Raw genomic sequence first — 23220 nt, forward strand, 5'->3', positions numbered from 1 at the left:
TCGAAGGGATTCCCATGGCAGCCCCCACATCGGCCGATCTGAGGTCGCTGCTGGCCCACCCCGACGCCGACTACGACACCCTCGCCGCGACCTACCGTCCGCTCTTCGACCGGATCGCCGCGGGCAACCCGGCTCGCGAGCGGGCCCGGGAGTTCCCGTACGACGAGGTCCGGCTGCTCGTGGACGCGGGATTCTCCCGGCTGCGGATCCCGCGGGCGCACGGCGGTGACGGCGCGACACTACAGCAGGTGTTCCTGCTGCTGGCCGAACTCGGCTCCGCCGATCCCAACGTCGCCCATATCTTCCGCAACCATCTCGCCTTCGTCGAGGACCGGCTGAACTCGCCGGATCATCCCGCCACCGATATCTGGCTGGAGCGCTTCCGCCGGGGTGAGTTCGTCGGCGGCGGGTGGACCGAGGCCAACAACGCCAAGTTCGGCGATATCGGCACGCGGCTCACCACCTCCGCCGGGACCACCCGGCTCACCGGGGAGAAGTACTACGCGACCGGCAGCCTCTACGCGGACTGGCTCGACGTCATCGGCCGGGACGAGAACGATCGGCTGATCACCGCGCTCGTCGCGCGCGACCAGCCGGGCGTCACCCTGGTCGACGACTGGGAGGGTTTCGGACAGCAGACCACCGCGAGCGGTTCCGCGCGGTATCGGGACGCGGTGGTCGACGAACACGGAATCTTCCCGGCCGAGGAACGTTTCGCCTACCAGGGTCTCTTCTATCAGACCGCGCTCCTGTCGGTGCTGGTCGGTATCGCCCGGGCGGCGTTCCGCGACGGCGCCCGGGCGCTGGGTCGGCGCACCCGCAACTATCCGCTGGGCACCGACGAGGTCCCCGCGCAGGACGCCCTGCTCCAGCAGCGCATCGGCCTGCTCGCCACCCGCGTGTTCCAGGCCGAGGCCGCCCTGGAGAAACAGTCCGCGACCCTGGACACCGTCGCCCGGGCCCACCTCCGGGGCGACGAACAGGCAGAGCAGCAGGCGCTGGTCACCGCGACCGTGCGCACCCACGAGGCGCAATCGGTGGTGATCGAGGCCGCGCTGGAGGTCACCACCACCGTCTTCGACGCCCTGGGCGCCTCGGCGACCGCCGTTTCCGCGGGTCTGGACCGGCACTGGCGCAATGCCCGCACCCTGGCCTCGCACAACCCCCGGGTGTTCAAGGAACGGGTGCTCGGCGACTACTACGTCAACGGCACACCGCCGCCGGGCGGGTCCAACTCCTTCCTGCGCCCGCAGGGTCAGGGGGCGTGACGCGATGCCCGAACCACGCTCCGGCCATGTCCTGCTGGGTGTCAATGTGCTGGTCTACGGGTACATCCCGGCGGCCTGGCGGACGCCACTGTTCGGCGCCCGGGATTTCCTGGCCCCGGAATACTGGGAGCGGATCGGCCGGCTGGCCGAGCGGGCCCGGCTCGACGCGGTGTTCCTCGCCGACGCGCTGGGCCTCGGCGACCCGGCCTACGATGCCAATCCCATCCGGCTCGATCCGTTCGTCGTCTGGGGTCGCGTCGCCCGGGCCACCGAACGCGTCGGACTCATCGCCACCGCCTCCACCACCTTCAACGATCCGGTGGACCTCGCCGCCCGCATCCTGACCCTGGACCAGGTCTCCAACGGGCGCGCCGGCTGGAATCTGGTGACCACCCGCGACGACCGTTCGGCGGCGAACTTCGGACTCGACCGCGTGGTACCGCGGACCCAGCGGTACGAACGGGGTGCCGAATTCGCCGAACTGGCCCGCGCGCTGTGGTCGGCGGCCGGTACCGGGCAGCGGGTCACCCACCACGGCACCCACTTCCATTACGACGACGAATTCCGCGCACCCGCCTCACCGCAGGGTCTGCCCGTGCTCTTCCAGGCCGGCGGGTCGCCGGGCGGCCGGGATATCGCCTCCCGGTACGCCGACGGTGTCTTCACCGCCGAGATCACCCGGGAGACCGCCCGCGAGCACTATCGGACGGTGAAGGACGGCGCGGTGCGGGCCGGACGCGACCCCGGCGCGGTCGCCATCATGCCCGGTCTGCTGCTGACCCTCGGTTCCACCGAGGAAGAGGCGCGGCGACGGGTCGACGAGCTGTACGAGTCGAGCCCGAGCGTGTACGCGGCCGCCTGGCTGTCCCATGCCATCGGCGTCGATGTGAGCGCCCTGGACCCGGACGAGCCGTTCCCGGACGAGGTACTGCGCGGCCCGGCGGATCCGGAGCTGTTCACCGGCAGTATCGGCTTCCGCGAATCCATTCTCGAGCAGATCCGCCAGACCCGGCCCACCGTGCGGGAGTATCTGCGTCAGACGCGCTACTCCGGGTCCGGGCACGGCGGTTTCGTCGGCACCCCCGAGCAGCTGGCCGACCGGATCGAGCAGTGGTACCGCGAATACGCCTGCGACGGTTTCAATCTGCAGCCCGATGTGCTGCTCGACAGCCTGGAGGTGATCGCCGACGAGGTGATCCCGCTGCTGCGTGCCCGGGGGCTGTACCGCGACGAGTACGAATCGAGCACACTGCGCGGCCATTTCGCGTCGGCACGACCCGATCACGCGCCGGCGGTGACCGCGGCACGGCGCTGAGGGCCGCGTCCGCGGGTGTAGTGTCTCGGAGGTCCACCGCGTTCGTCTATTGCGATCTCGTGAGGGTGCCATGCCGCGGGAACTGGCGGCCCTGACGAAGGTCCGGTTCGTCGACTGTGTGCTCCGGCATGTCGATTTCGGCGGCGCGACACTGAACGAGGTCGATTTCGCGGGTTCGGAGATCTCGGCCCTAATGGTCCGCGACGCGCGGTTGACGAAAGTGGACTTCCGCGGGGCGCAGGCACTGCGCGTCGCCGAAGGGTTCACCGCCCTGCGCGGTGCGATCGTCACCCCGGACCAATTGCTCGACCTCGCCCCGGCGTTCGCCGCGTCCGTCGGACTGCTGGTGCAACCGGAGTAGAGCGGCGACCATCAGCGCGGCGCGCGGGTGACGGCACGGACCACGGTCGCGGCGATTTCCGCGTCGGTGAGACCGCTGTCCTGGATGAGCGCGTGCGAGAGCACGGTCCGGACCACGACCTCGGCCGCCAGGCGCGGCGGTAGCGCCAGGCGCCCGTCGTCGCGGCCGGCGATCAGCGGTTCGGCGACCGCGGCCACGGATTCGACCAGGTTCAGGTGCGCACCGCCGTGTGCGATGGCCACGGTGAGCAACCAGGCGGGTTCGTGTACCCGCAGATAGTTGAAGGCGCGGTGTTCCCGGAGGTAGCGCAGCGCGAACAACGTGGCGGCGCGGGCTGTCTCGCCGACGCCGGCATCGAGGTCGAGCTCGGTGAACGCGGCGGCGACCATTTTCGCCACCTCGTGCCGCCCGACCGCGGAGACGAGCCCGTCCTTGTCCCCGAATTCCCGGTAGGCGGTGGCCCGGGAGACACCGGCCCGGGCGGCGACCGCGGTGTGGGTGAGGCCGTCGAGACCGCTCTCGCCGATCAGCTCGACCGCGGCGTCCAGCAGCGCGTCCGATGACCGGGTCGAGAAACTCATGGCCCTTTCTACCCCGCGGTCGCACCGGCTTGCCACACCACCGGTACTGAGACTAATTTTGCAAAAAGTCTCAGTACCGCGGCTTGGCCCCGAGGTACCGAGACCGCTGGACAACGATGTCGGAGGCGAAAATGACCGGATATGCGGCAGCTCGACCGCCGGGGCGCGGGCGGGCCGTGGTGCTGGGCGCCAGTATGGGCGGCCTGCTGGCCGCCCGGGTGCTCAGTGAGAGCTTCGCCGAGGTCGTGGTGATCGAACGCGACGATCTGTCCGCCCCGGGAGACCGGCAGGGAGTCCCCCAGGGCAGACATGTCCACGCGCTGCTGGCCCGCGGGCGGCAGATCCTCGAGGAACTGTTCCCGGGGCTCACCGCGCAACTGCTCGCCGACGGCGCGGTCGAATGCCGCTCGCTGACCGAGATGCGGATGACCGTCGCCGGACATACGCTGCGGCAATCCGATTCCGGGTATTCGCTGCTGCAGGCCAGTCGACCGTTTCTCGAGTGGCGGGTACGGGAGCGTGTCCGCGCGTTGCCCGGTGTCCGGCTGATCGACAACACCGCCGCGGAGCACCTGCTCACCGACGCGACACGGGACCGGGTCACCGGTGTGCGGGTCACCGGCCGCGATATCCCGGCGGATCTGGTGGTGAGCAGTACCGGCCGCCACGGCCCTGTCGGTGATTGGCTGGCCGACCTGGGATACGAGCGCCCGGCGGAAGAGGGCGTGCGGATCGATATGAAGTACGCGAGCCGCTATCTGCGACTGCCCGCCGGCTCCGCGCCCGCGGACAAGGAGATCGTGATCGCGAACCAGAATCCGGCCCGGGGCCTGGCGCTGTTCGCGGTGGAGGACGAGCAGCACATCCTCACGCTGATCGGATACGGAAAAGACCATCCACCGACCGATCCGGACGGCTTCTGGCGCTTCGCGTCGTCGGTCGCGCCTGCCGACCTGCGGCCGGCGCTGCTCGACGCCGAACCCCTGACCGGGATCGCGACCTATCGATATCCCGCCAATCAACGCCGCCGCTACGAACGACTCGACCGGTTCCCGGCGGGACTGCTGATATTCGGAGACGCCGTCTGCAGCTTCAGTCCGGCCTTCGGCCAGGGTATGACGGTCTCGGCCCTGCAGGCGATGCGACTGCGCGCGGTACTCGCCGGCGGTGACCACGACCTGCCGCGGCGCTGGTTCCGGGCCGTGGCGGCCGCCATCGACGACGCCTGGGCGCTCACCGCCCTGTTCGATCTGGCCATGCCGCACGTGGATGCCGCCGGCCGGCCCGCGCTGCGCGCACTCGGCCCGGTGGCCGGCCTCGCCATGGCGGCCGGCGAGCGCGACGCGGCCATCGGCCGGCAGATCTCCCGTATCGCCGGCCTACTGGACCCGCCCACCGCGCTGCTGCGCCCGGATCTGCTGGCCCGGACCGCGCTCACCCTCGGCGGTATCGGTCTGCGGAACCTCCCCCGGCCGGGCGCGTCCCCGGCCGCGCTCGCGCTCGGTGGCCTCGGTCTGCGCGGCCTGTCCCGGCCGGGCGCGCGCCACGGCGCGCCGGGCCCGGCCGCTCGCTTCGATCCGCTGCCGCCCGGCCCGGCGCGCGGATTCCACCGGCTGACCGTGCGTTCGGTGGTTTACGACACTCCCGGCAGCGCGATCGTCGAGTTCGAGGTGCCCGCCCGGCTGCGGTCCCGGTTCGAGTTCGCCGCGGGCCAGCACGTGGTGATCCGCGGCAGCCACGACGGCGAGCCGATCCGTCGCAGCTATTCGCTGTGCGACGAGGCGGGGTCGGACCGGGTGCGGATCGCAGTGCGGCGCCACGAGCGCGGCGCGTTCAGTTCCCATGTGTTCGAGCGCCGGATCACCGGTACCGCGCTCTACGTCTCCGAGCCGGCCGGGACCTTCACCCCCGACCTGGATCCCACGGCCCGGCACCGGTACGCGGCCATCGCGGCGGGCAGCGGTATCACCCCGATCGTCTCGATCGTCGCCACCGTGCTCGCGGCCGAGCCGTACAGCACCGTCACCCTGCACTACGGCAGCCGCGACCATACGCACATCATGCTCGCCGCGCGGATACGGGAGCTGATGGACCGCGATCCCGGGCGCCTGCGCGTCGTCCACCACCTGTCCCGGCAGCGCGCCGGACTACGGCCGGACCCGCAGGGCCCGGGCCACCGGTACCGCCGGATCGACCCGATCGAGATCGCCCGCACCGATGCCGACCGATGGTTCCTCTGCGGGCCGAAAGCCCTGGTGGCCGCTACGGTCACGGCCCTGCGCGCCCGCGGCGTGGACCGGTCGCGGATCCGCACGGAGCTGTTCGAGACCCGGGCACCCCGGCCACCTCGGACGAGCGGGACGTCCAGCCGGGTCACCCTCACCGGATACGGTGAGCCGCTGGAATTCGCGATGCCGCGGGAGCATACGATCCTGGACGCGGCCCTCACCCGGCGCGAGGACCTGCCCTACTCCTGTCTCGGCGGCTCCTGCGGCACCTGCCTCGCCACGCTCGAGAGCGGAGAGGTCGAGATGGATACCGATCCGCTGTCGGCGCTGACCGCCGCCGACCGCACCGCCGGCCGGATCCTCCCGTGCCTGGCCCGGCCGGTCACCCCGGACGTGACCCTGCGCTTCGGCGGGTAACCGCGTCTGCCACGCGACCGGCGCGGATCGCCGGGGCCCCGACCGCACACCGGCGCATTCGCTCCCGGCGATCACCGAGATGGCCGCTGCCACGGCGCCGATCCGCGCACCCGGATACCGGGTGCGGAACTCACTGCGACATGGCGCCCAGCACCGCGGCCGTCGCGTCGGCGACCGCGGCATCGGCGCCCGCCGCCATCGGATACCCCGTGGTGGAGCGACTGAAGACGACCAGCACCAATGAGCTGCCGGTGGGGCTCCACACCACACCGGCGTCGTTTGCTGTGCCGTAGGCGCCACTGCCGGTCTTGTCGGCCGCCACCCAGCCGACCGGAAGACCCGCGCGCAGGCGCTGGCGTGAGGTGACGCTCGACCGCATCCAGCTGGTGAGCATGCGCCGATATTCGGTGCTCAGGCCGTCACCGAGGATCAGTTTCCGATAGCCGGCGGCGAGCGCGGACGCGGTACCGGTGTCGCGGGGATCACCGGCCCGCGCCTCGTTGAGCTCCGGCTCCCACCGATCCAACCGGGTCTGTGAGTCGTCGACCGAACGCGCGAACCGGGTGACGGCACCGGGCCCGCCGAGCCGGCGCAGCAGCAGATTCGCCGCCGTATTGTCGCTGCGCACCAGCGCGGCCCGGCTCAGCTCGTAATAGCTCATGAGCTCGCCGACGTGATCGCTGACGACCGGCGAGCTCATCACGATGTCCTGCCGGGTTATCGGCACCTTGTCGTTGAGATCCAGCTCCTTGCGCTCGGCGAGCCGCAGAATCGCGGCCACCGCGTACACCTTGAAGGTGGAGCACAGCGCGAATCGATCGTCGGCGTTCCACTCGAAAGTCCGCCCACCCCGGGTATCGACCGCGGCGATCCCGAAGAGCACATTGTATTTCGCCTGCAGCGTCATCAGCGTATTGCTCAGGTCCACGGTTTTCTGCTCGACCGTGGGGGGAGCGGCCGGTGTGCCGGTATCGGCACCCCCGCAGGCGACGGCGGACAGGGCGACCGCGGTCAGGACGAGGGCCAGTGATCGCCGACTCGCCGGGATTCGGTATGCGGATCGGTTCGGTTTCACCCCCGCAGCAGACACCGGCCGAACGGCCGCCGCCAATATCCGACACTCCCGCATACCAGTCGCATTTGATATGTATGCAGGTGGAGTCCGGTTTCATTGCTCGAAACGGCCCGGGAATCCGCAGTTCGGAAGCGGTTCTCCGGGTCGCTGGTTCAATATCGCTATGGACCTGATCCGACACCTCGGCTATTTCGTCGCGATCGCCGACGAAGGCCATTTCGGGCGGGCCGCCACCGTACTGGATATGACGCAGCCGCCGCTCTCCCAGGGCTTGCGGCGGCTGGAGAACCGGTTGGGCGTCGAGCTGGTGCACCGCACCCGGCAGGGAGCGGTGCTCACGGCGGCCGGCCGGCAACTGCTGCCCCGGGCCCGGTTGCTGGTCGACGACGCGGAAAGGCTGCTCGCCGAAGCACAGCGGATAGCCCGCACCCGCGGCACCGTGCACTGGGGCGCCACCTCCGCCCTGCCCGACCGGATCGTCACCGCCTGCGTCACCGCGCTGCGGACCGGAAATACCTCCGGCGAAGCGGTTTCCACCGATACGGGTACGACGGTGGATCTGGTGGCGGCCGTCCGGTCCGGGCTGTGCGATCTGGCGGTGATCGAGCATCCGGCGCTGGTGGACGGGGTGGAGGCCCGGTCGGTGGTGAAACTCCCGCGCTGGATCGTCGTCCCGGCCGATCACCGCAGCGCGGCCACCGAACGCCCCACCTTCCCCATGCTGGCCGATCTGACCCACGCCGCGTATCCCCGGGCCGCGAATCCCCCGGCCGCCGATACCGTCCGCGACCTCTTACGCGAACGCGGCCTGGACGCGCAGACGGTCACCGTCCACGACGACCGCGCGGTGCTCGCCGCCGTCGCCGCGGGCGCGAGTTTCGGACTGACCACCACACCGCCCTCCGATATCCCGGGCGTCTCCTGGCTGCGGATGGCCCCGCAGGCGGTGGCGTTGCGCTGCCGGGTGATCCACCGGGCCGGTGCGGAGGACCAGGCGAACGCCGTCGACCGGGTGCTCTACCGGGAGCGCCTGCGATGACCACGGCCGAGCGGATCCGGGCGGTGTTCGCCGATGCCGGATGCACCGGACGGCTGCACGCCCGCCGCTGCGACGGCAGCGACGCGGAGGTCTCCATCGGGGGGACCGAGCGGGTGGTCACCGCCTCCGTGTACAAGCTCCCCCTGCTGCTCGCGTACTGCCGCGCCGTGGACGCCGGTCGCCTGGACCCGCTGGCGCGGCTCACGCTCATTCCGTCGGAATGCACACCCGGCCCCACCGGGATCTCCGCCCTGCACGATCCGGTCACCATGAGCCGGCGCGATCTGGCGACCTCCATGATGACCGTCTCCGACAACGCGGCCGCGGATCTGCTGCTCGGCGAAATCGGGCTGGCCGCGATACACGAGTTGCTGGAATCGCTGGGATTGGAGCTGACCCGGCTGGTCGGCGGCACCGCCGATATCCAGCGCAGCCTGGTGCGCGATACCGACACCCACGGTACGGCCGAGGCGTTCACCGCCCTGGCCGACAACGACGAGGCCTGGACGGTCTCCGCCTACGACCCCGCGTATACGAGCGCGACCACGCCGGAGGAGATGACCCGGCTGCTGGGCGCGCTCTGGCGCGGGGAGGTGCTGTCGGGCGAACAAACCGATTTCGCCCGGGCGGTCATGCGCCGCCAGGTCTGGCCGCACCGGATCGCGGCCGGATTCCCACATCGCGGGGTGGCGGTGGCCGGGAAGACGGGCACGATCGGCATCATCCGCAACGAGGTCGCCGTGGTGGAGTTCCCGGGCGAACATCCGGTCGCGGTGGCCGTTTTCACCCGGGCCGCCCGCGCCGACCCCGCTCTCCCGGCCGTGGACGCCGCGATCGCCGAGGCCGCGCGGATCGCGGTGACCGAGTTGCGCCGGGCACTGCCCACGGTGTGAGCGAGCGGCGGATCGTGACCGGAATCCCTCACCCCCGACCGGGCCGGACAGTGAATCGGTCCGGGCGCAGGGCTTCCCGGAGCCGCCTGCGATGACCGTTCCCGCGGGTCATTCCCCGGTGACGAGCAGCTCCGCCCGATAGTCCCCGCCCGGAACCGGTCCGCTCGCCGTCGGCGCCGGCCGGAGCGCGACCAGTTCGATCCGGTACCGGCCCACGGTCACCCCGGTGGAGAATCGCTGATTCGTATGGAGTTCGTGCCGGGAACGCGGTGCGGCGACGGTCACTGCGGTGACCACCGTCGCGTCGCCTTCCCAGACACACGCGGTCCCGGCCGGGCACCGGCTGTCGGCGGGAACCTCCTCGAACGAGACCGTCAACCGGTCGTCGTCCAGCCGGGCGGTTCCACCCGGTGCCAGCGTGAACTCGGTACCGAGTTCAGGGGAAACCGGAGGCGGCTCGGCCGACGCACCGCATCCCGCCGCGGCCGCCAGGATCCCGGCCACGACTGCCCATCGGCCGATTCGCTTGGCACGCATGGCAGCCGATCATCGCACAACACCGGAACCCGGCGGCGGCATACCGGGAGCATTCGACAAGCGCTCCGGATCACTGCGGATATGTCGACGCAGCGGGAGCCGTTCCGACACCGTGCCCCTGCCTGCACATATGCGAGCGGCCCGGGCGGCAGTCTCGCCGTCCGGGCGCGTCCACGGCCGCGGAATCGGCTCGACTATTTCAGCATCGACCCGCAGTCCACGGGCAGCGTCACACCCGTGAGATAGCGGGCTTCGTCGGAGGACAGGTACAGCACCGCGTTGCTGATATCGATCGGGTCCACCCACGGCACCGGCAGGGTGTGGAACAGCTGGCAGATCGGCGCCATATCGTCGGCGGTCGGGTTCTCCAGATCCGGGCGGAACATCTTGAAGGTCTTCTCGTTCATGATCATCGCGGTGCTCACGTGCGTCGGGTGCACCGAGTTGACCCGGATATTGTGCTGTCCGAGTTCCACGGCGAAGGCCCGCATCAGGCCGACCACACCGTGTTTGGCGGAGACGTAGTGCCCGGTCTGCGGGTAGGCCTTGAGACCACCGACCGAGCTGGTGAGCACGATCGAACCGCCACGGCCACCTTCCAGGATGTGGGGGACGCCGGCCTTCACCGATTTCCACACACCGCTGAGGTTGACGTCGATCATGTCCTGCCAGACCTCTTCGTCGGTCTCGGCCAGCGTATCGCCGCCGCTGGCGATACCGGCGTTGGCGACGATGATGTCGAGCCGGCCCAGCGTGCCGACCGCCTCGGCGAGCGCGGCTTTCAGGGCGGCCGAATCCCGCACGTCGACCTCGGCGGTGACGACCCTGCGGCCGGTGGCCTTGACCAGCTCCTCGGTTTCGACGAGATCGTCCGGTGTGGCCAGCGGGATCTCGACGGTGTCGATCGGTTTACAGATATCGATGGCGATGATGTCGGCGCCCTCTTCGGCCAGCCGCACCGCGTGGCTGCGGCCCTGGCCGCGGGCCGCACCGGTGATGAAGGCGACCTTGCCCTCGACCCGTCCGGTCATGACTTCCTCTTTTCCTCGTTCCGGCCGCGGTGACCGGCCGGATTCTGGTGCCTGAGTGGCTCTTTCAGGACTTCGGGGTGTAAGTGATGTGCAGGTCGGTCAGGCCGCGCAGAATGAATGTCGGCTCGAAGTCGAAGGTCGGATTGTCGAGTGAACCGTGCTTCTCCGGGTCGATCCGGATGTCGAGCATCCGGTCCAGGATCCGTTCCAGCGAGACCCGGCCCTCGACGCGGGCCAGCGGACTGCCCGGGCAGGTGTGCACTCCCCGGCCGAAAGCCATGTGCTCTCGGAAATTCGGACGGTCGAGATCGAATTCGTGCGGATTGGTGAACCGCCGCGGGTCGCGATTGGCCGCGCCCGGGCAGACCATCACCAGCGAACCCGCTTCCAGCGCGACGTCGCCGATCTCCACCGGTTTCTTCGCCAGCCGGAAACCGCTCTTCACCGGCGCCTGCATCCGCAGCGTCTCCTCGATGAACACCGGGATACGGCTGCGGTCGGCGCGCAACGCGTCCTGCAGATCGGGGCGGGTGGCCATGAACTGCATGGCGCTGCCGAGCAGTTTCGCGGTGGTCTCCTGACCGGCGCCGAAGAGGAATGTCGCGGTGCGCACCACCTCGATCACCTCGGGTGTCGATCCGTCGGGATACTTCGCCTGGGCCAGCGAGGTCAGCACATCGTCGCGCGGGTTCGAGCGCCGGTCGGAGATGAGTTCACCGAACAGGTTGTCCAGCCATTCCAGCGGATTGACCGGCACGATTTCCTTGTCGATCGAACCCACCGTGGGCCCGCCGGCCAGGTTGATGCGCAGTTCATCGTGGTATTCCTCCGGCACCCCCAGCAGGTCGGCGATCACGAGCAGCGTGAAGACCTTGGCGTAGGCGGAGAGGAATTCGCATCTGCCGGCGTCGATGAATTCGTCGAGTTGTCTGTCGGCGAGTTTCCACATGAACTCCTCGTTCTCCTTCAGCCGGGAGGGAACGAGCAGTTTGTTGAGCAGCGAGCGGGCGGCGGTGTGGTCGGGCGGATCCATGGTGACCATGTGCTCGTGCATCGGCAGTTGTTCGCGGTGCGCGGCGATCTGGCCGGTGATGTCGTCGCCCTCGGGGGTGAAGGGCAGCGGCGGGAAGGGACCGCCGACGGCGATGCACGAGGAGAAGGTGTCGGAATCGCGGAGGACGTCGATGGCTTCCTCGTAGCCGGTGACCGCCCAGACACCGTAGTTGGGTTCCCGGGTCACCGGGCATTTGGCGCGCAGATGGTCGTAGTACGGATGCGGGTCGGGTACCAGCGCGGGATCGGTGAAGTAGTCGACCGTATCGAAATCGGTCACGGGAACCTCCTGATATCAACAGACTCTTGTCGCCAACCGTGGATCACCGGTTGATACGGCTCGGTTGCTCCGCGGCCCTCTCGGACTGTCGCCGCCGGAAGCCGTTCTTCGGCGCGCGCTGCTGCTCCGGATCGCCCACAGCCGCCTCCTCGCGCCGTCACACACTCCATCCGAGGCCGCGGCCGCACCCGGTACCGATCCGGGACAGCTGCTGAGCGAACGCTCAGATGTGATGCTGAGCACATGCTTAGCATGGGCGGAGGGAGCGCGTCAACAGTCGTCACCCGCGGGATACGATCGCCGGTGATCTCGCGACCGGCGTGGTAATACGGAAAGCTCAGAGGAGGCCTGCACATGTCATCACCCCGCCGGCTCGGCGCACCCGAGGCCAAGAACCGCGGCGTCCTGATGGACGCGGCGGAACAGCTGATGCTGGAACAGGGCTGGGCCGCGGTGACCTCGCGACGACTCGCCGAACACGCCGGTCTCAAACCCCAATTGGTGCACTACTACTTCCGGTCGATGGACGACCTGTTCCTGGCAGTGTTCCGGCGCCGCGCCGAACAGGGCCTGGAGACCCTCGCGCAGGTACTGAAATCCGACCGGCCGCTGCACGCGCTGTGGGAGTTCAGCACCGATACCACCGCCGCCCGGTTCACCATGGAATTCGTCGGCCTGGCCAATCACAAACCGGCGATCCGCGCCGAGGTGGTGCGCTATTCCGAGCAGTTCCGCGCGGCACAGACCGAGGCGCTGGCCCGGCTGCTCAACGGCTACGGCGTGGACACCGGCCGATTTCCCGCCGATGTGCTCTCGGTGCTGATGACGAGCGCGGCGCGGATGGTCGTGCTGGAACAGGCGCTGGGGATGACGGCGGGACACGCCGAAACCTTCGCCTTCGCCGAACGCGAGATCGGTTTCCTCGAGGACGGGACGTAGCCGACGGCGCATCCGGGCCTCATTTCCCGCGGTTCATCACCCGGCCGGCCGCCGCCCAGTGCGCGTCGGCCACCCAGAGTTCGGCGAAGGCCGCCACCGCCTCCTGCGGGCTCGCGCCATCGACGACTCGTTTGATCGCCCGCGCGGAGGGGTTGGCCAGGACCCGGGCCAGAGCGCGCCAGCCCGCGTCGAAGTCGGCGCGCGGCAGCACCCGGTCGACCAGGCCGAGGCGTTCGGCGGCGGCGGCGGACAGGATCTCACCCGAGCCCGCCAGTAGTAGCGCTCGGCTACGGCCGATCAGCCGCGACAATCGTTCCGCGCCGCCCCAGGCCGGCATGATCGCCAATGACACCTGGTTGAAACCGATCTTGATATCGTCCGCGGCGATCCGGATATCGGCCGCGACAGCGACTTCGGCGCCGCCCCCCAGCGCATGCCCGTTCAGCGCCGCGATCACCGGCCCCGGAAAGTGCTCGAGCTTATCGCAGACCTCCCGCATCCGGTTCGCCATGGCGGCCGCCTGCGCCACGGTGCGCAGCGCGGCCAGTTCCTTCAGATCTCCGCCGGAGACGAACGCCCGGTCCCCGGCCCCGGTGATCACCAGAGCCCGGGCGCCGGCCGCCCCGTCGATCGCTTTGCCGAGTTCGTCCATCGTGTCCAGGGCGATGGCGTTGCGCGCGTGCGGCCGGTTGATGGTGACGACGGCCAGACCGTCCGCCAGTTCGAGCTCGATCACGACTTGTTCTCCTCGACGGAAATATGATTCTCTTACTTAGAGAATCATATACTTTCCGGCTGGTTTCCGGCGATCGGATCGGGAGTTCGATATGCAGCATCCATGGCGGATGAGCGAGGATCCCGCGTGGTCACGCTCCGCAACCGCCTCCGGGCCCGAATCGCTCATCCGCAAAGTTCCCCCCGAACTGGCTCTTCGCTATCGCGAGGCGGGCTGGTGGACCGACGAGACACTCGGCGAGATCCTGGCCCGCGGCCTGGCGGCGGCACCCGGCGCGACCTTCCGGGTGCACTCCCGGATCCGGCCGTGGTCGGGAACCTTCGCCGAGGTCGAGCGGATCGCGCGACGCCTCGCCGCCGGACTGCGCCGCCGCGGCGTGGGTCCGGGAGACATCGTCGCGTTCCAGTTGCCGAACTGGATGGAGGCGGCGGCCACCTACTGGGCCTCGGCCCTGCTCGGCACCACCGTGGTACCGATCGCACACTTCTACGGACGCCGGGAACTCGGCTACATCCTGGGAGCGGTCTCGCCGAAGGTGTTCATCACCTGCGAACGTTTCGGTCACCACGAATTCGACCCCGGCCTGTGCGCCGCGGTGCCGGTGATGGGCGTGGTGGACCGGGATTTCGACGAGTTGCTCGAACCGGAACCGATGGACGGTGTACTGCGCGCCGACCCGGACGGTCCCGCATGTATCGCCTTCACCTCGGGCACCACCCGGGCACCGAAGGGCGTCGTACACAGCCACAACACCCTGGGCTACGAGGTGCGGCAGCTGGCCGGGATGTACCCGGCCGATCGCGGCGACCAGCTCACCTCGGCACCGGTCGGACATTTCATCGGCATGCTCAATGCCCTGCTCATCCCGGTCCTCGACGGGGCGCCCATCCACCTGCTCGACCTGTGGGATCCCGGCTGGGTGCTCGACCTGATGGCGAGCGAGAACATCTGCGTCGGCGGCGGCGTGAGCTACTTCGTCACCAGCCTGCTCGACCACCCCGGCTACCGGCCCGCCCATCTCGCGCAGTTGCGCTACGCCGGCCTCGGCGGCGCGGCTGTCCCGGCGGCGGTGAGCACCCGGCTCGAACAACTCGGAATCACCGTATTCCGCTCCTACGGCAGTACCGAGCATCCGTCGATCACTGGATCACTGGCCACCGCGCCCGCGGACAAACGCCTGTTCACCGACGGTAACGCGCTCCCGGGCGTGGAATTCCGGCTCGGCGACGACGGCGAGATCATCAGCCGCGGCCCCGATCTGTGCCTGGGCTACACCGATCCCGAACTCACCGCCCGCGCCTTCGACGCCGACGGCTGGTACCACACCGGCGATATCGGCACCGTGGACGCCGACGGCTACCTCACCATCACCGATCGCCTGTCCGACATCATCATTCGCGGCGGCGAGAACGTGAGCGCACTCGAGGTCGAGGAGGTGCTGCTCACCCTGCCGGGCGTGGCCGAGGGTGTCGCGGTCGCCGTGCCGGACCCGCGCCTGGGCGAACGCACCGCCGCGGTGGTGCGCTGCCTGCCCGGCCACGGGGCGCCCGATATCGAGGCATTGCGCGCGCATTTCGCCCGGGCGGGCCTGGCCAAGCAGAAGTGGCCCGAGGAATTGCATATCGTCGCCGACTTCCCGCGGACCCCCAGCGGAAAGATCCAGAAGTTCGTCATCCGGCGGGAGCTGACCGCAGCGCGCGACGAGGCCGTTGCGGCCGAACCATTATGAGAATACGATTCTCGTAAACAGCCAAGGAGGATTCCATGAGTAAAGTCGAGCTGCCGTACCAGCTCTTCGACGCGGACAACCATCTCTACGAGACCAAGGAAGCGCTCACCCGGCATCTCCCCAAGGAGTACGAGGGCGCCATCCAGTACGTCGAGATCAACGGCCGCACCAAGATCGCGGTCCTCGGCCAGATCAGCGAGTACATCCCCAACCCCACCTTCGAGGTCGTGGCACGCCCCGGCGCCATGGAGGAGTACTTCAAACACGGCAACCCCGAAGGCAAGAGCCGGCGCGAGATCTTCGGCAAGTCGATGAAGGCGATCGACGCCTTCCGCAATCCGGAAGCCCGGCTGAAGGTCATGGACGATCTGCAGCTGCAGCGCGCCCTGATGTTCCCGACCCTGGCCAGCCTGGTCGAGGAACGTATGCGCCACCATCCCGAACTCATCCACGCGGTGATCGAATCGCTGAACCGCTGGATGCTCGACGACTGGGGCCAGGACGGCAACTTCGTGCACTCCGGCCGGATCTTCACCGTCCCGGTGATCACCCTGCCGATCGTCGAACGCGCCATCGCCGAACTGAACTGGGCCGTCGTCGAACACGGCGCCAAGGCCATCCTGGTGCGGCCGGCACCGGTCCCCGGATTCAAGGGCATGCGCTCGTTCGCGCAGCCGGAATTCGATCCGTTCTGGAAGCGCGTCGTCGAACTCGACGTGCTGGTCACCATGCACTCCTCCGACAGCGGCTACTCCCGGTTCGATGCCGAATGGGACGGCAACAGCCTGGAGATGCTGCCGTTCCAGACCAACACCTTCGCGATGACCAACCAGTGGCGGCCGGTCACCGACGCCGTCGCCTCCTGGGTATGCCACGGCGCGCTGAACCGCTTCCCCGACCTGAAAATCGCGGTGATCGAGAACGGTTCGGCCTGGCTCGAGCCGCTGCTGCAGCAGCTGTCCGATGTCTACAAGAAGGCACCGGAGGGTTTCGGTTTCCGCGATCCGGTCGAGGCCATCAAACAGAGCCTCTACGTCAGCCCCTTCTGGGAAGAGGATCTGGAGCGGCTGTCGCAGGTCATGGGCGCCGACCATGTGCTGTTCGGGTCGGACTGGCCGCATCCGGAGGGCCTGGCCGAGCCGGCGCGCTATATCCACGAGATCAAGGACATGCCGCTCGAGAACCAGGCCAAGATCATGGGCGGCAACCTGGCGCGGCTGCTCGAGGTGTGAGCGGATCGGACGCGCTCCTACCCGAGGACACAGCATGACCTGGGAAACCATCCCCCAGTTGGCCCTGTCGGCGGCGGACCGTTTCGGCGATGCCGAAGCGGTCGTCGACGGGGAACTGCGGTGGAGTTACCGCGAACTGGTGGACCGGATCCGCCGGGCCGCGGGATCGTTCGCCGAATCCGGGATCGGCAAAGGCGACCGGGTGGCCGTCTGGGCGCCCAATTCGGCGGAATGGATCGTCGCCGCCCTGGGCCTGATGACCGCGGGCGGTGTCCTGGTGCCGGTCAACACCCGGTTCAAGGCCGAGGAAGCCGCCGATGTCATCCGCCGCAGCGGCGCCCGGGCGCTGCTGGTGCAGAAGGGCTTTCTCGGCGCGGACTATCCGGCACCACCGGGCGTGCCGGTCTACGACCTGAAGTCCGATTTCCTCACCGGCGGTGCACCTTTCGAACGCGAGGTCGCGGGTACCGATATCGCCGACATCATCTACACCTCGGGGACCACCGGGCGCCCCAAGGGCGTGATGATGAACCATCGGCAGACGCTGCGGTTGTACTCGGAATGGTGCGATCTGGCCGATTTGCGCCGCGGCGACCGCTATCTGATGGTCAATCCGTTCTTCCACACCTTCGGGTTGAAGGCGGGCATAGTGTCCTCGCTGGTCCGGGGCGCGACCATGCTGCCGGTGCCGGTCTTCGACGTGGACCGGGTGATCGAACTCGTGGAGGCCGAACGGATCACCATGCTGCCGGGACCGCCGACGCTGTACCACTCGCTGCTGGAGTACCGGGGTGCGCGCGATATCTCCTCGTTGCGCGCGGCGGTGACCGGGGCGGCCGATATCCCGGTCGACCTGATCCGCCGGATCCGGGAGGAACTGCCGTTCCGGTCGATCATGACCGGTTACGGCCTCACCGAAGCCGGTACGGCCACCGCCTCCCGGCCCGGAGACACCTTCGAGCAGATCGCGACCACCGCGGGTAGCGCCTGCGACGGAATCGAATTGCGCATCGCCGACGACGGCGAAGTGCTCATCCGCGGTTACAGCGTGATGCAGGGTTACCTCGACGACCCGGAGGCCACCGCCGCGGCCGTCGATGCCGACGGCTGGCTGCATACCGGTGATCTGGGCAGTCTGGACGACGGCGGCCGGCTGAAGGTGATCGGCCGGAAGAAGGATATGTACATCGTCGGCGGGTTCAACGCCTATCCCGCCGAGATCGAAGGGTTCCTGCTGGAACATCCGGCGGTCGCGCAGGCCGCGGTGATCGGTGTCCCGGACGAGCGAATGGGCCAGGTCGGGAAGGCGTTCGTGGTGGCGCGCGGACAACTCGGCGAAGCGGAGCTCATCGCCTGGGCCAAGGAACGCATGGCGGGATACAAGGTGCCGCGGTCGGTGGTCTTCCTCGACGAGCTACCGCTCAACGCCACCGGAAAGGTCGTGAAGGACCAATTGCGCTGAGAGCACCCGAGAACCCTCTCGGCGATCTCGACCGGGACAACGACCACGGTGTATCGTCGAACACAACCGAGAGTGGGATTCTCATCTAAGAGATTTTCGATCTCCTGTCCGGGCCCCGCCCGGCGTCGACCATGAACAGCGAGGAGTCCGGTGAATATCGACGACATGATTCTGGTGAGCATCGACGACCATGTGGTCGAGCCGCGCAATATGTTCGACAACCACGTGCCGAAGAAGTACGCCGAGTACGTTCCCAAGGTCGTCGTCGACGACACGGGCATCGATCGCTGGATCTACCGGGACCGGCCCACCGGTGTCACCGGGCTCAACGCGGTCGTCTCCTGGCCGGCCGAGGAATGGGGTTACGACCCCGCCGGATACGCCGAGATGCGGCCCGCCGTCTACGACATCCACGACCGGGTACGCGATATGGACGCCAACGGCGTCCTCGGCTCCATGTGCTTCCCCACCTTCACCGGTTTCAGTGCCGGGCATCTGAGCCGCGGCGGGATGGACGAGATCACCGTCGCGATGATCTCCGCCTACAACGACTGGCATATCGAGGAGTGGGCGGGCGCCTACCCGGGTCGCTTCATCCCGATCGCCATCCTGCCGCTGTGGGAGCCGCAACTGGCCGTCGACGAGATCAACCGCGTCGCCGCCAAGGGCTGTCATTCGGTGACCATGCCGGAGTTGCCGCATATCGACGGACTGCCCAGCTACCACGACATCGACTACTGGGCCCCGGTGTTCCAGGCGCTCACCGATAACGACACCGTGATGAACCTGCACATCGGACAGGGCTTCGGCGTCCTCAAGCTGGCCCCGGACGCGCCGATCGACAATCTCATGGTCCTCGCGCCCAGTATTTCGCTCATCGGCACCCAGGATCTGCTGTGGGGGCCGGCCTTCCGCAGTTTCCCGAAACTCAAGGTCGCCCTGTCCGAGGGCGGCGTGGGCTGGATCCCGTTCTTCCTGGACCGTTCCGACCGGCACTACACCAATCAGCGCTGGCTGCGCCGCGATTTCGGCGGCAAGATGCCCAGCGAGGTGTTCCGGGAGCACGTACTCGCCTGCTACGTCACGGACCCGACCTCACTGAAACTGCGGCACGAGATCGGCATCGACAATATCGCGTGGGAATGCGACTACCCGCATTCGGATTCGCTGTGGCCGGGCGCCCCGGAATTCGTGCTCGACGAGCTCCAGCGCGCGGGTGCCGACGATTCCGATATCGATAAGATCACCTGGCAGAACGCCTGCCGCTTCCTGAACTGGGACCCGTTCGCACACACCCCCCGGGAGCAGGCGACGGTCGGCGCCCTGCGCGCCAAGGCCACCGACGTGGACCTGTCGACCACGACCCGTGCCGAGTACGCGGAGCGCTTCGCGGCCAAGCACGCGAGCTGAGCCCCGGTCGGGGCCGGGCGTTCCCTCATGAGCCCGCCACGACCGCCGGTACACCGCCTCCCGGACTCCGCGGAGTCCGGGAGGCGGTCGGCGTTCACCCCGGACCTTCCGGACCGCCGTCCCCTGAGCCGTAGCGACGGCCCGGTCCGGTCACGCCCGCCGGCCGGCGATCACGCCGGGCTCGCGGGGATCCACGGTCGCGGATCGCCTTCCCCGGCCCCGCGGTAGCCGGCGCCGTCGTGGATGTGCAGGATCGCGTCGGCGGCGTCGATCGAGGCGCGGTCGAGCGGGAAGTAGCCGTGCCCCGGGCTGTGGTCGTCGCGGATGCGGGCGGTGGGGATCTCGGTGGGTGCGATCAGACCCCGGTCCGTGATACGGGTCTGCAGGAACCCCTCGTAGGTGCCGGGTTCGGGTTCGGGCAGGTCGAAGGTCTCGTCGCGACCCAGGCTGCCGAGGATCAGAGCGTAGTCCGTGCCCACCAGGGAGTGCACGACGGCGCCGGCGCTGTGCCAGTCGAGTTCCATGGGTCCCATGGTCATATGGCTCGGATTCCGTTGCAGATGCGCGTTCTGGGCGAAAACCAGCGTCGGGCCCCGGCCGGCCTCGAAGCGGCGGATATCGAGGAGGTTCTGCGCCATCAGCGCGTCCCGGGCAGCACACATGCGGGTCCAGCGAGCAGCCTGTTCGACGCGGCGGGCCGCCAGCTTGTGGTACCGCAGCAGACCGAGTCCGGCGGTGAGATACGTTTCGGCCCGGAACCATTCGGCACGTGAGGTCTTCTCCATCAGCTCCGGCGCCCGCAGGTAGAGCTCGGTGAGCATATCGTCGGCGTGCACACGGAGGGCGTCGGCCGCCGCGGTGGCACCGATCGACTCCGCCGGTTCCATGACCGCCTCCGTGCGGTGCCACCGTTCGTCCGCACCGAGCAGGCCGGCCAGATCGAGGTCGAGGCCCAGGTAGTCGCGGGCGTATTCGAGGTAGCGGCGCGGACTGAACGCACTCATCGTCTCCGCAGAGATATCGAAGCCGTGGAACGACAACCGCTCGGCGGCGGGCCGCCCCTCGTTGTATTCCCGCATCCAGGCGACCAGCTGCCGGTTCGCGGCGAGACCACCGAACCCGTGGGAGAAACCTTCGTCCATGGCCGTATCGAGGGTGCCCACACCCTGCTGGACATAGTCGTTCACGGTGAGGGCGGCCACCCGATCGGTCTCCAGGGCGATCGAGCGGTAGCCGCGGCCGGCCAGTTCGGCGAAGAGCTCGTTGCGGGTCCAGGCGAAGGCGGGTTCGAGATGGGTCGGCTCGCCGAATGCCAGCAGCTCAGGGGAGGCGGCGAGCAGGGTATCGATGTCGAAGTTCATTTCTTCGATCGTATCTTTGAAGGCTCGGTTGATACTTTCTGTACATCTATGCCTTGATTTGTTGGTAAAGTCTCAAAACCGATGATCACCCTGCGACCGGCCGACCTCGCGCGCGAGCACGGACTCTCGACCCAGGCGGTCCGCAACTACGAACGCGACGGATACCTCCCGGCGGCCGAACGCACGGCGAGCGGCTACCGGATCTACACCGAGGTCCACGCGGCGGCCCTGCGCGCTTTCCTTGCTCTGGTCGCGGCATACGGGCACGCGCTCGCCGGCCGGATCATGACCGAACTCCACACCGGCGACCTGGACAACGCCCTGAAACTCATCGACCGCGGCCACCAGCAACTGCTGCGCGACCGCGAAACCCTGGAGACGGTCCGCCGGGCCATCGCGCACCTGCCCACCGGGCCCGACCCCGCCCCCGGACGTTCCCGCACGAGCACCGACCGCACTGTGGGCGAACTGGCCCACCACCTTCGCATCACCCCGGCCACACTGCGCGCGTGGGAAGCCGCGGGCATCCTCACTCCCGAGCGCGACCCGGGCACCGGCTACCGGATCTACCGGGCGCCCGATATCCGGGACGCCGAACTGACCCACCTGCTCCGGCGCGGAGGCTACGGGCTGGACCATATCGCCCTCGTGGTCGAACAGGTCCGGACGGCCGGCGGCACCGACGCCTTGACGACCGCGCTGGCCGCCTGGCAGCGCCGGCTCACCGACCAGGGGCTGGCCATGCTGCGGGCAGCGGGCCGGCTCGGAGACTATGTGCGCCACCTCCCGCACGGAGACCGGGAGCGGCCGGGATGACCCCGGCTCGTCGCTCGCGGGGTGCGCGGCGATACCGCCGCGACACTCCGAAAAGGCGCGGTGACCGGCGGGACCTACCGCACAACTGCATCCGGCGGACCGAACGTGAATACTGCGAACACGTACACGAACAGCCGTCCCTTTCCCCGAGACGAGAGGAACAGCGAGAGTGCGACACATCGCGAACACCCTGGGCGTGGCCGCCACCGGTGCGGCGATCACACTGACCGTCCCGCTCACCGCATACGCGGACCCCGGCGACTTCGTCTACGTGTCACAGAAAGGCAGCCCGGCCGTACTGAGCGACCCCGTGCCCGACCGATGCCACAACACACCGGGCGCCGCCGGGGTGGTCGCCAACGACACGCGGTTGCGGGTAGCCGCGTTTCCCGGACCGAACTGCGAGGGAGCGCCCGCGGCCCCCGAACAGAAGTCGGCGTTCGAGAGCGTGGTGTTCAGCGACTGAGCCATGCCCGCGGCCCATCACCCCGAGCTGCCGGGAACCGGATTCCGTGGTCGGACCTGGAGTTCTGACCGGGTCAGAAGCCGCGCAAGCGGTCGGGCACCACGCGGAGGGGCACCGAGTACTCGGCGCGGAATTGATCACCGGTCATGGACAGCTCGGCCAGCCCCGCCTCGTACTTGTCCAGAAAGGCCGCGATCTCCTCCGCGTCGACGGCGGGCTCGAGCTGGGCCGCACCACCGAAGACCACCACTTCTCCCCCGCTCTCGGTGCTGTTGAAGTGCAGGGCCACCCGCGGGTTACGGGCGATATTGCGAAGCTTGGGACGGTCGGGCTGACTGAATATCAGGAAGCCGCTCCCGTCCCAGCGGAACCACACCGGGTTGGGCTGCGGGGTGCCGGTGGGGCCCACGGTGGTCAGCCAGACGATCTGCTCGCGGTCCAGCCGCTCGGCCACACGGGCACCGAAATCCGTTGCGGGGTCGATCAATTCGTGCGCGCGAGGTGTCGTCATGAGCAGCCTCCGGGGGGATGGGCGGGCGGGATGCGCCCGGAACAACATCCGGGCCCACGCGAGGATTCCCGCCCGAGAGCGCGGTTGCCCTGCGTTCCGGTAAGTATCCGGTAACTATTTTTATAGGTCACTTTTCCATTAAATCTGGGCTCGCCCGGCCGGGGCCGTGCAAAACTTCAGCGGTTCGTCCTTCCCGCTGAAAGAAGCCCTGATGAAAACCCTGTCCATCCTGGGCACCGCCGCCCTCGCCGCCGGCTCGTTCGGCCTGATGGCAGCCGCCCCGGCCGATGCCGCACCGGCCGGATGCCACGCCTCCTACGACCCCTGCGTGCCCATCACCAGTGATGTCGACTGCGCCGGCGGCAGCGGCAACGGGCCCGCGTACACCGGGCGAGTGCGGGTGATCGGACCCGACGAGTACGACCTGGATCGCGAAGGCAACGGAATCGGCTGCGAGAGTAGCTGAACGGACGCGCTATC

General features: G+C 68.7%; 22 protein-coding genes. 14 read left to right on the forward strand and 8 right to left on the reverse strand.

Annotated elements, in window-relative coordinates:
* The first annotated feature begins 14 nt into the window (after positions 1-14).
* The 3 genes from NF4_RS26480 to NF4_RS26490 all read left to right on the forward strand — a co-directional run bounded on the left by NF4_RS26480 (position 15) and on the right by NF4_RS26490 (position 2944).
* Positions 15-1268: an acyl-CoA dehydrogenase family protein gene (locus NF4_RS26480; protein WP_063130094.1), complete on the forward strand. Its 1254-nt coding sequence runs from the start codon at positions 15-17 to the stop codon at positions 1266-1268.
* A 4-nt stretch (positions 1269-1272) separates the two neighbouring features.
* Positions 1273-2583 (forward strand): LLM class flavin-dependent oxidoreductase, encoded by a 1311-nt coding sequence (locus tag NF4_RS26485; RefSeq protein ID WP_063130095.1) that lies wholly within the window; start codon positions 1273-1275, stop codon positions 2581-2583.
* A gap of 70 nt (positions 2584-2653) precedes the next feature.
* Positions 2654-2944 carry a pentapeptide repeat-containing protein gene (locus NF4_RS26490; protein ID WP_063130096.1) on the forward strand — a complete coding sequence of 97 codons (291 nt, stop codon included), beginning with the start codon at positions 2654-2656 and terminating at the stop codon, positions 2942-2944.
* A gap of 11 nt (positions 2945-2955) precedes the next feature.
* Here NF4_RS26490 and NF4_RS26495 read toward each other — a convergent pair whose 3' ends face one another.
* Entirely contained in the window at positions 2956-3525 is a 570-nt protein-coding gene (locus NF4_RS26495) for a TetR/AcrR family transcriptional regulator (protein WP_063130097.1), read from the reverse strand.
* 131 nt (positions 3526-3656) lie between these two features.
* Here NF4_RS26495 and NF4_RS26500 point away from each other — a divergent pair, with 131 nt between their 5' ends.
* Entirely contained in the window at positions 3657-6170 is a 2514-nt protein-coding gene (locus NF4_RS26500) for a 2Fe-2S iron-sulfur cluster-binding protein (protein ID WP_198165494.1), read from the forward strand.
* Positions 6171-6300: 130 nt separating this feature from the next.
* Here the strand turns inward: NF4_RS26500 and bla are convergent, their stop codons facing one another.
* A complete protein-coding gene (bla, locus tag NF4_RS26505) occupies positions 6301-7245 on the reverse strand; it encodes a class A beta-lactamase (protein WP_063130099.1) in 945 nt (314 codons plus the stop codon).
* A 163-nt stretch (positions 7246-7408) separates the two neighbouring features.
* On the opposite strand from bla, the gene NF4_RS26510 reads away from it, so the two are divergent.
* Entirely contained in the window at positions 7409-8284 is an 876-nt protein-coding gene (locus tag NF4_RS26510; RefSeq protein ID WP_063130100.1) for a LysR family transcriptional regulator, read from the forward strand.
* Complete coding sequence (locus NF4_RS26515; protein WP_063130101.1) at positions 8281-9177, forward strand: serine hydrolase; 897 nt, start codon at positions 8281-8283, stop codon at positions 9175-9177. The genes NF4_RS26510 and NF4_RS26515 overlap by 4 nt, the downstream gene beginning before the upstream one ends.
* 108 nt (positions 9178-9285) lie before the next feature.
* Here NF4_RS26515 and NF4_RS26520 read toward each other — a convergent pair whose 3' ends face one another.
* From NF4_RS26520 to NF4_RS26530, 3 genes are all read right to left on the reverse strand, one after another.
* Positions 9286-9714, reverse strand: a complete 429-nt coding sequence (locus NF4_RS26520) for a hypothetical protein (protein ID WP_063130102.1) — start codon at positions 9712-9714, stop codon at positions 9286-9288.
* A 194-nt stretch (positions 9715-9908) separates the two neighbouring features.
* The gene (locus NF4_RS26525) at positions 9909-10745 is read right to left on the reverse strand and encodes a mycofactocin-coupled SDR family oxidoreductase (protein ID WP_030520989.1); all 837 of its coding nucleotides are present in this window, start codon (positions 10743-10745) and stop codon (positions 9909-9911) included.
* 64 nt (positions 10746-10809) lie between these two features.
* On the reverse strand, positions 10810-12078 hold the full coding sequence (locus NF4_RS26530; protein ID WP_063130103.1) for a cytochrome P450: 1269 nt from the start codon (positions 12076-12078) through the stop codon (positions 10810-10812).
* A 354-nt stretch (positions 12079-12432) separates the two neighbouring features.
* Here NF4_RS26530 and NF4_RS26535 point away from each other — a divergent pair, with 354 nt between their 5' ends.
* On the forward strand, positions 12433-13017 hold the full coding sequence (locus NF4_RS26535; RefSeq protein ID WP_063130104.1) for a TetR/AcrR family transcriptional regulator: 585 nt from the start codon (positions 12433-12435) through the stop codon (positions 13015-13017).
* A gap of 19 nt (positions 13018-13036) precedes the next feature.
* Here the strand turns inward: NF4_RS26535 and NF4_RS26540 are convergent, their stop codons facing one another.
* Positions 13037-13753 (reverse strand): enoyl-CoA hydratase/isomerase family protein, encoded by a 717-nt coding sequence (locus NF4_RS26540; RefSeq protein ID WP_063130105.1) that lies wholly within the window; start codon positions 13751-13753, stop codon positions 13037-13039.
* Between the two features lie 166 nt (positions 13754-13919).
* Between NF4_RS26540 and NF4_RS26545 the strand changes: the two genes are divergently transcribed.
* The 4 genes from NF4_RS26545 (at position 13920) to NF4_RS26560 (ending at position 19586) form a co-directional block, all read left to right on the forward strand.
* Positions 13920-15482 (forward strand): AMP-binding protein, encoded by a 1563-nt coding sequence (locus tag NF4_RS26545; RefSeq protein WP_063130172.1) that lies wholly within the window; start codon positions 13920-13922, stop codon positions 15480-15482.
* Positions 15483-15517: 35 nt separating this feature from the next.
* Positions 15518-16714 carry an amidohydrolase family protein gene (locus NF4_RS26550; RefSeq protein ID WP_063130106.1) on the forward strand — a complete coding sequence of 399 codons (1197 nt, stop codon included), beginning with the start codon at positions 15518-15520 and terminating at the stop codon, positions 16712-16714.
* Between the two features lie 34 nt (positions 16715-16748).
* Positions 16749-18176, forward strand: coding sequence for a FadD3 family acyl-CoA ligase (locus NF4_RS26555; protein ID WP_063130107.1), 1428 nt, complete (start codon positions 16749-16751; stop codon positions 18174-18176).
* A gap of 150 nt (positions 18177-18326) precedes the next feature.
* The gene (locus NF4_RS26560; protein ID WP_063130108.1) at positions 18327-19586 is read left to right on the forward strand and encodes an amidohydrolase family protein; all 1260 of its coding nucleotides are present in this window, start codon (positions 18327-18329) and stop codon (positions 19584-19586) included.
* A gap of 170 nt (positions 19587-19756) precedes the next feature.
* On the opposite strand, the gene NF4_RS26565 is transcribed toward NF4_RS26560, so the two are convergent.
* Positions 19757-20947 (reverse strand): erythromycin esterase family protein, encoded by a 1191-nt coding sequence (locus tag NF4_RS26565; RefSeq protein ID WP_063130109.1) that lies wholly within the window; start codon positions 20945-20947, stop codon positions 19757-19759.
* An 81-nt stretch (positions 20948-21028) separates the two neighbouring features.
* On the opposite strand from NF4_RS26565, the gene NF4_RS26570 reads away from it, so the two are divergent.
* A complete protein-coding gene (locus tag NF4_RS26570) occupies positions 21029-21763 on the forward strand; it encodes a TioE family transcriptional regulator (RefSeq protein ID WP_063130110.1) in 735 nt (244 codons plus the stop codon).
* 169 nt (positions 21764-21932) lie between these two features.
* Positions 21933-22229, forward strand: a complete 297-nt coding sequence (locus NF4_RS26575) for a hypothetical protein (protein ID WP_063130111.1) — start codon at positions 21933-21935, stop codon at positions 22227-22229.
* 73 nt (positions 22230-22302) lie between these two features.
* Here NF4_RS26575 and NF4_RS26580 read toward each other — a convergent pair whose 3' ends face one another.
* Entirely contained in the window at positions 22303-22740 is a 438-nt protein-coding gene (locus NF4_RS26580; protein ID WP_063130112.1) for a TIGR03667 family PPOX class F420-dependent oxidoreductase, read from the reverse strand.
* 211 nt (positions 22741-22951) lie between these two features.
* Between NF4_RS26580 and NF4_RS26585 the strand changes: the two genes are divergently transcribed.
* The gene (locus tag NF4_RS26585) at positions 22952-23206 is read left to right on the forward strand and encodes a hypothetical protein (protein ID WP_063130173.1); all 255 of its coding nucleotides are present in this window, start codon (positions 22952-22954) and stop codon (positions 23204-23206) included.
* Positions 23207-23220 lie beyond the last annotated feature (14 nt).

Origin of the sequence: Nocardia fusca NBRC 14340, from assembly GCF_001618425.1 — a bacterium.
Taxonomy (GTDB): domain Bacteria; phylum Actinomycetota; class Actinomycetes; order Mycobacteriales; family Mycobacteriaceae; genus Nocardia; species Nocardia fusca.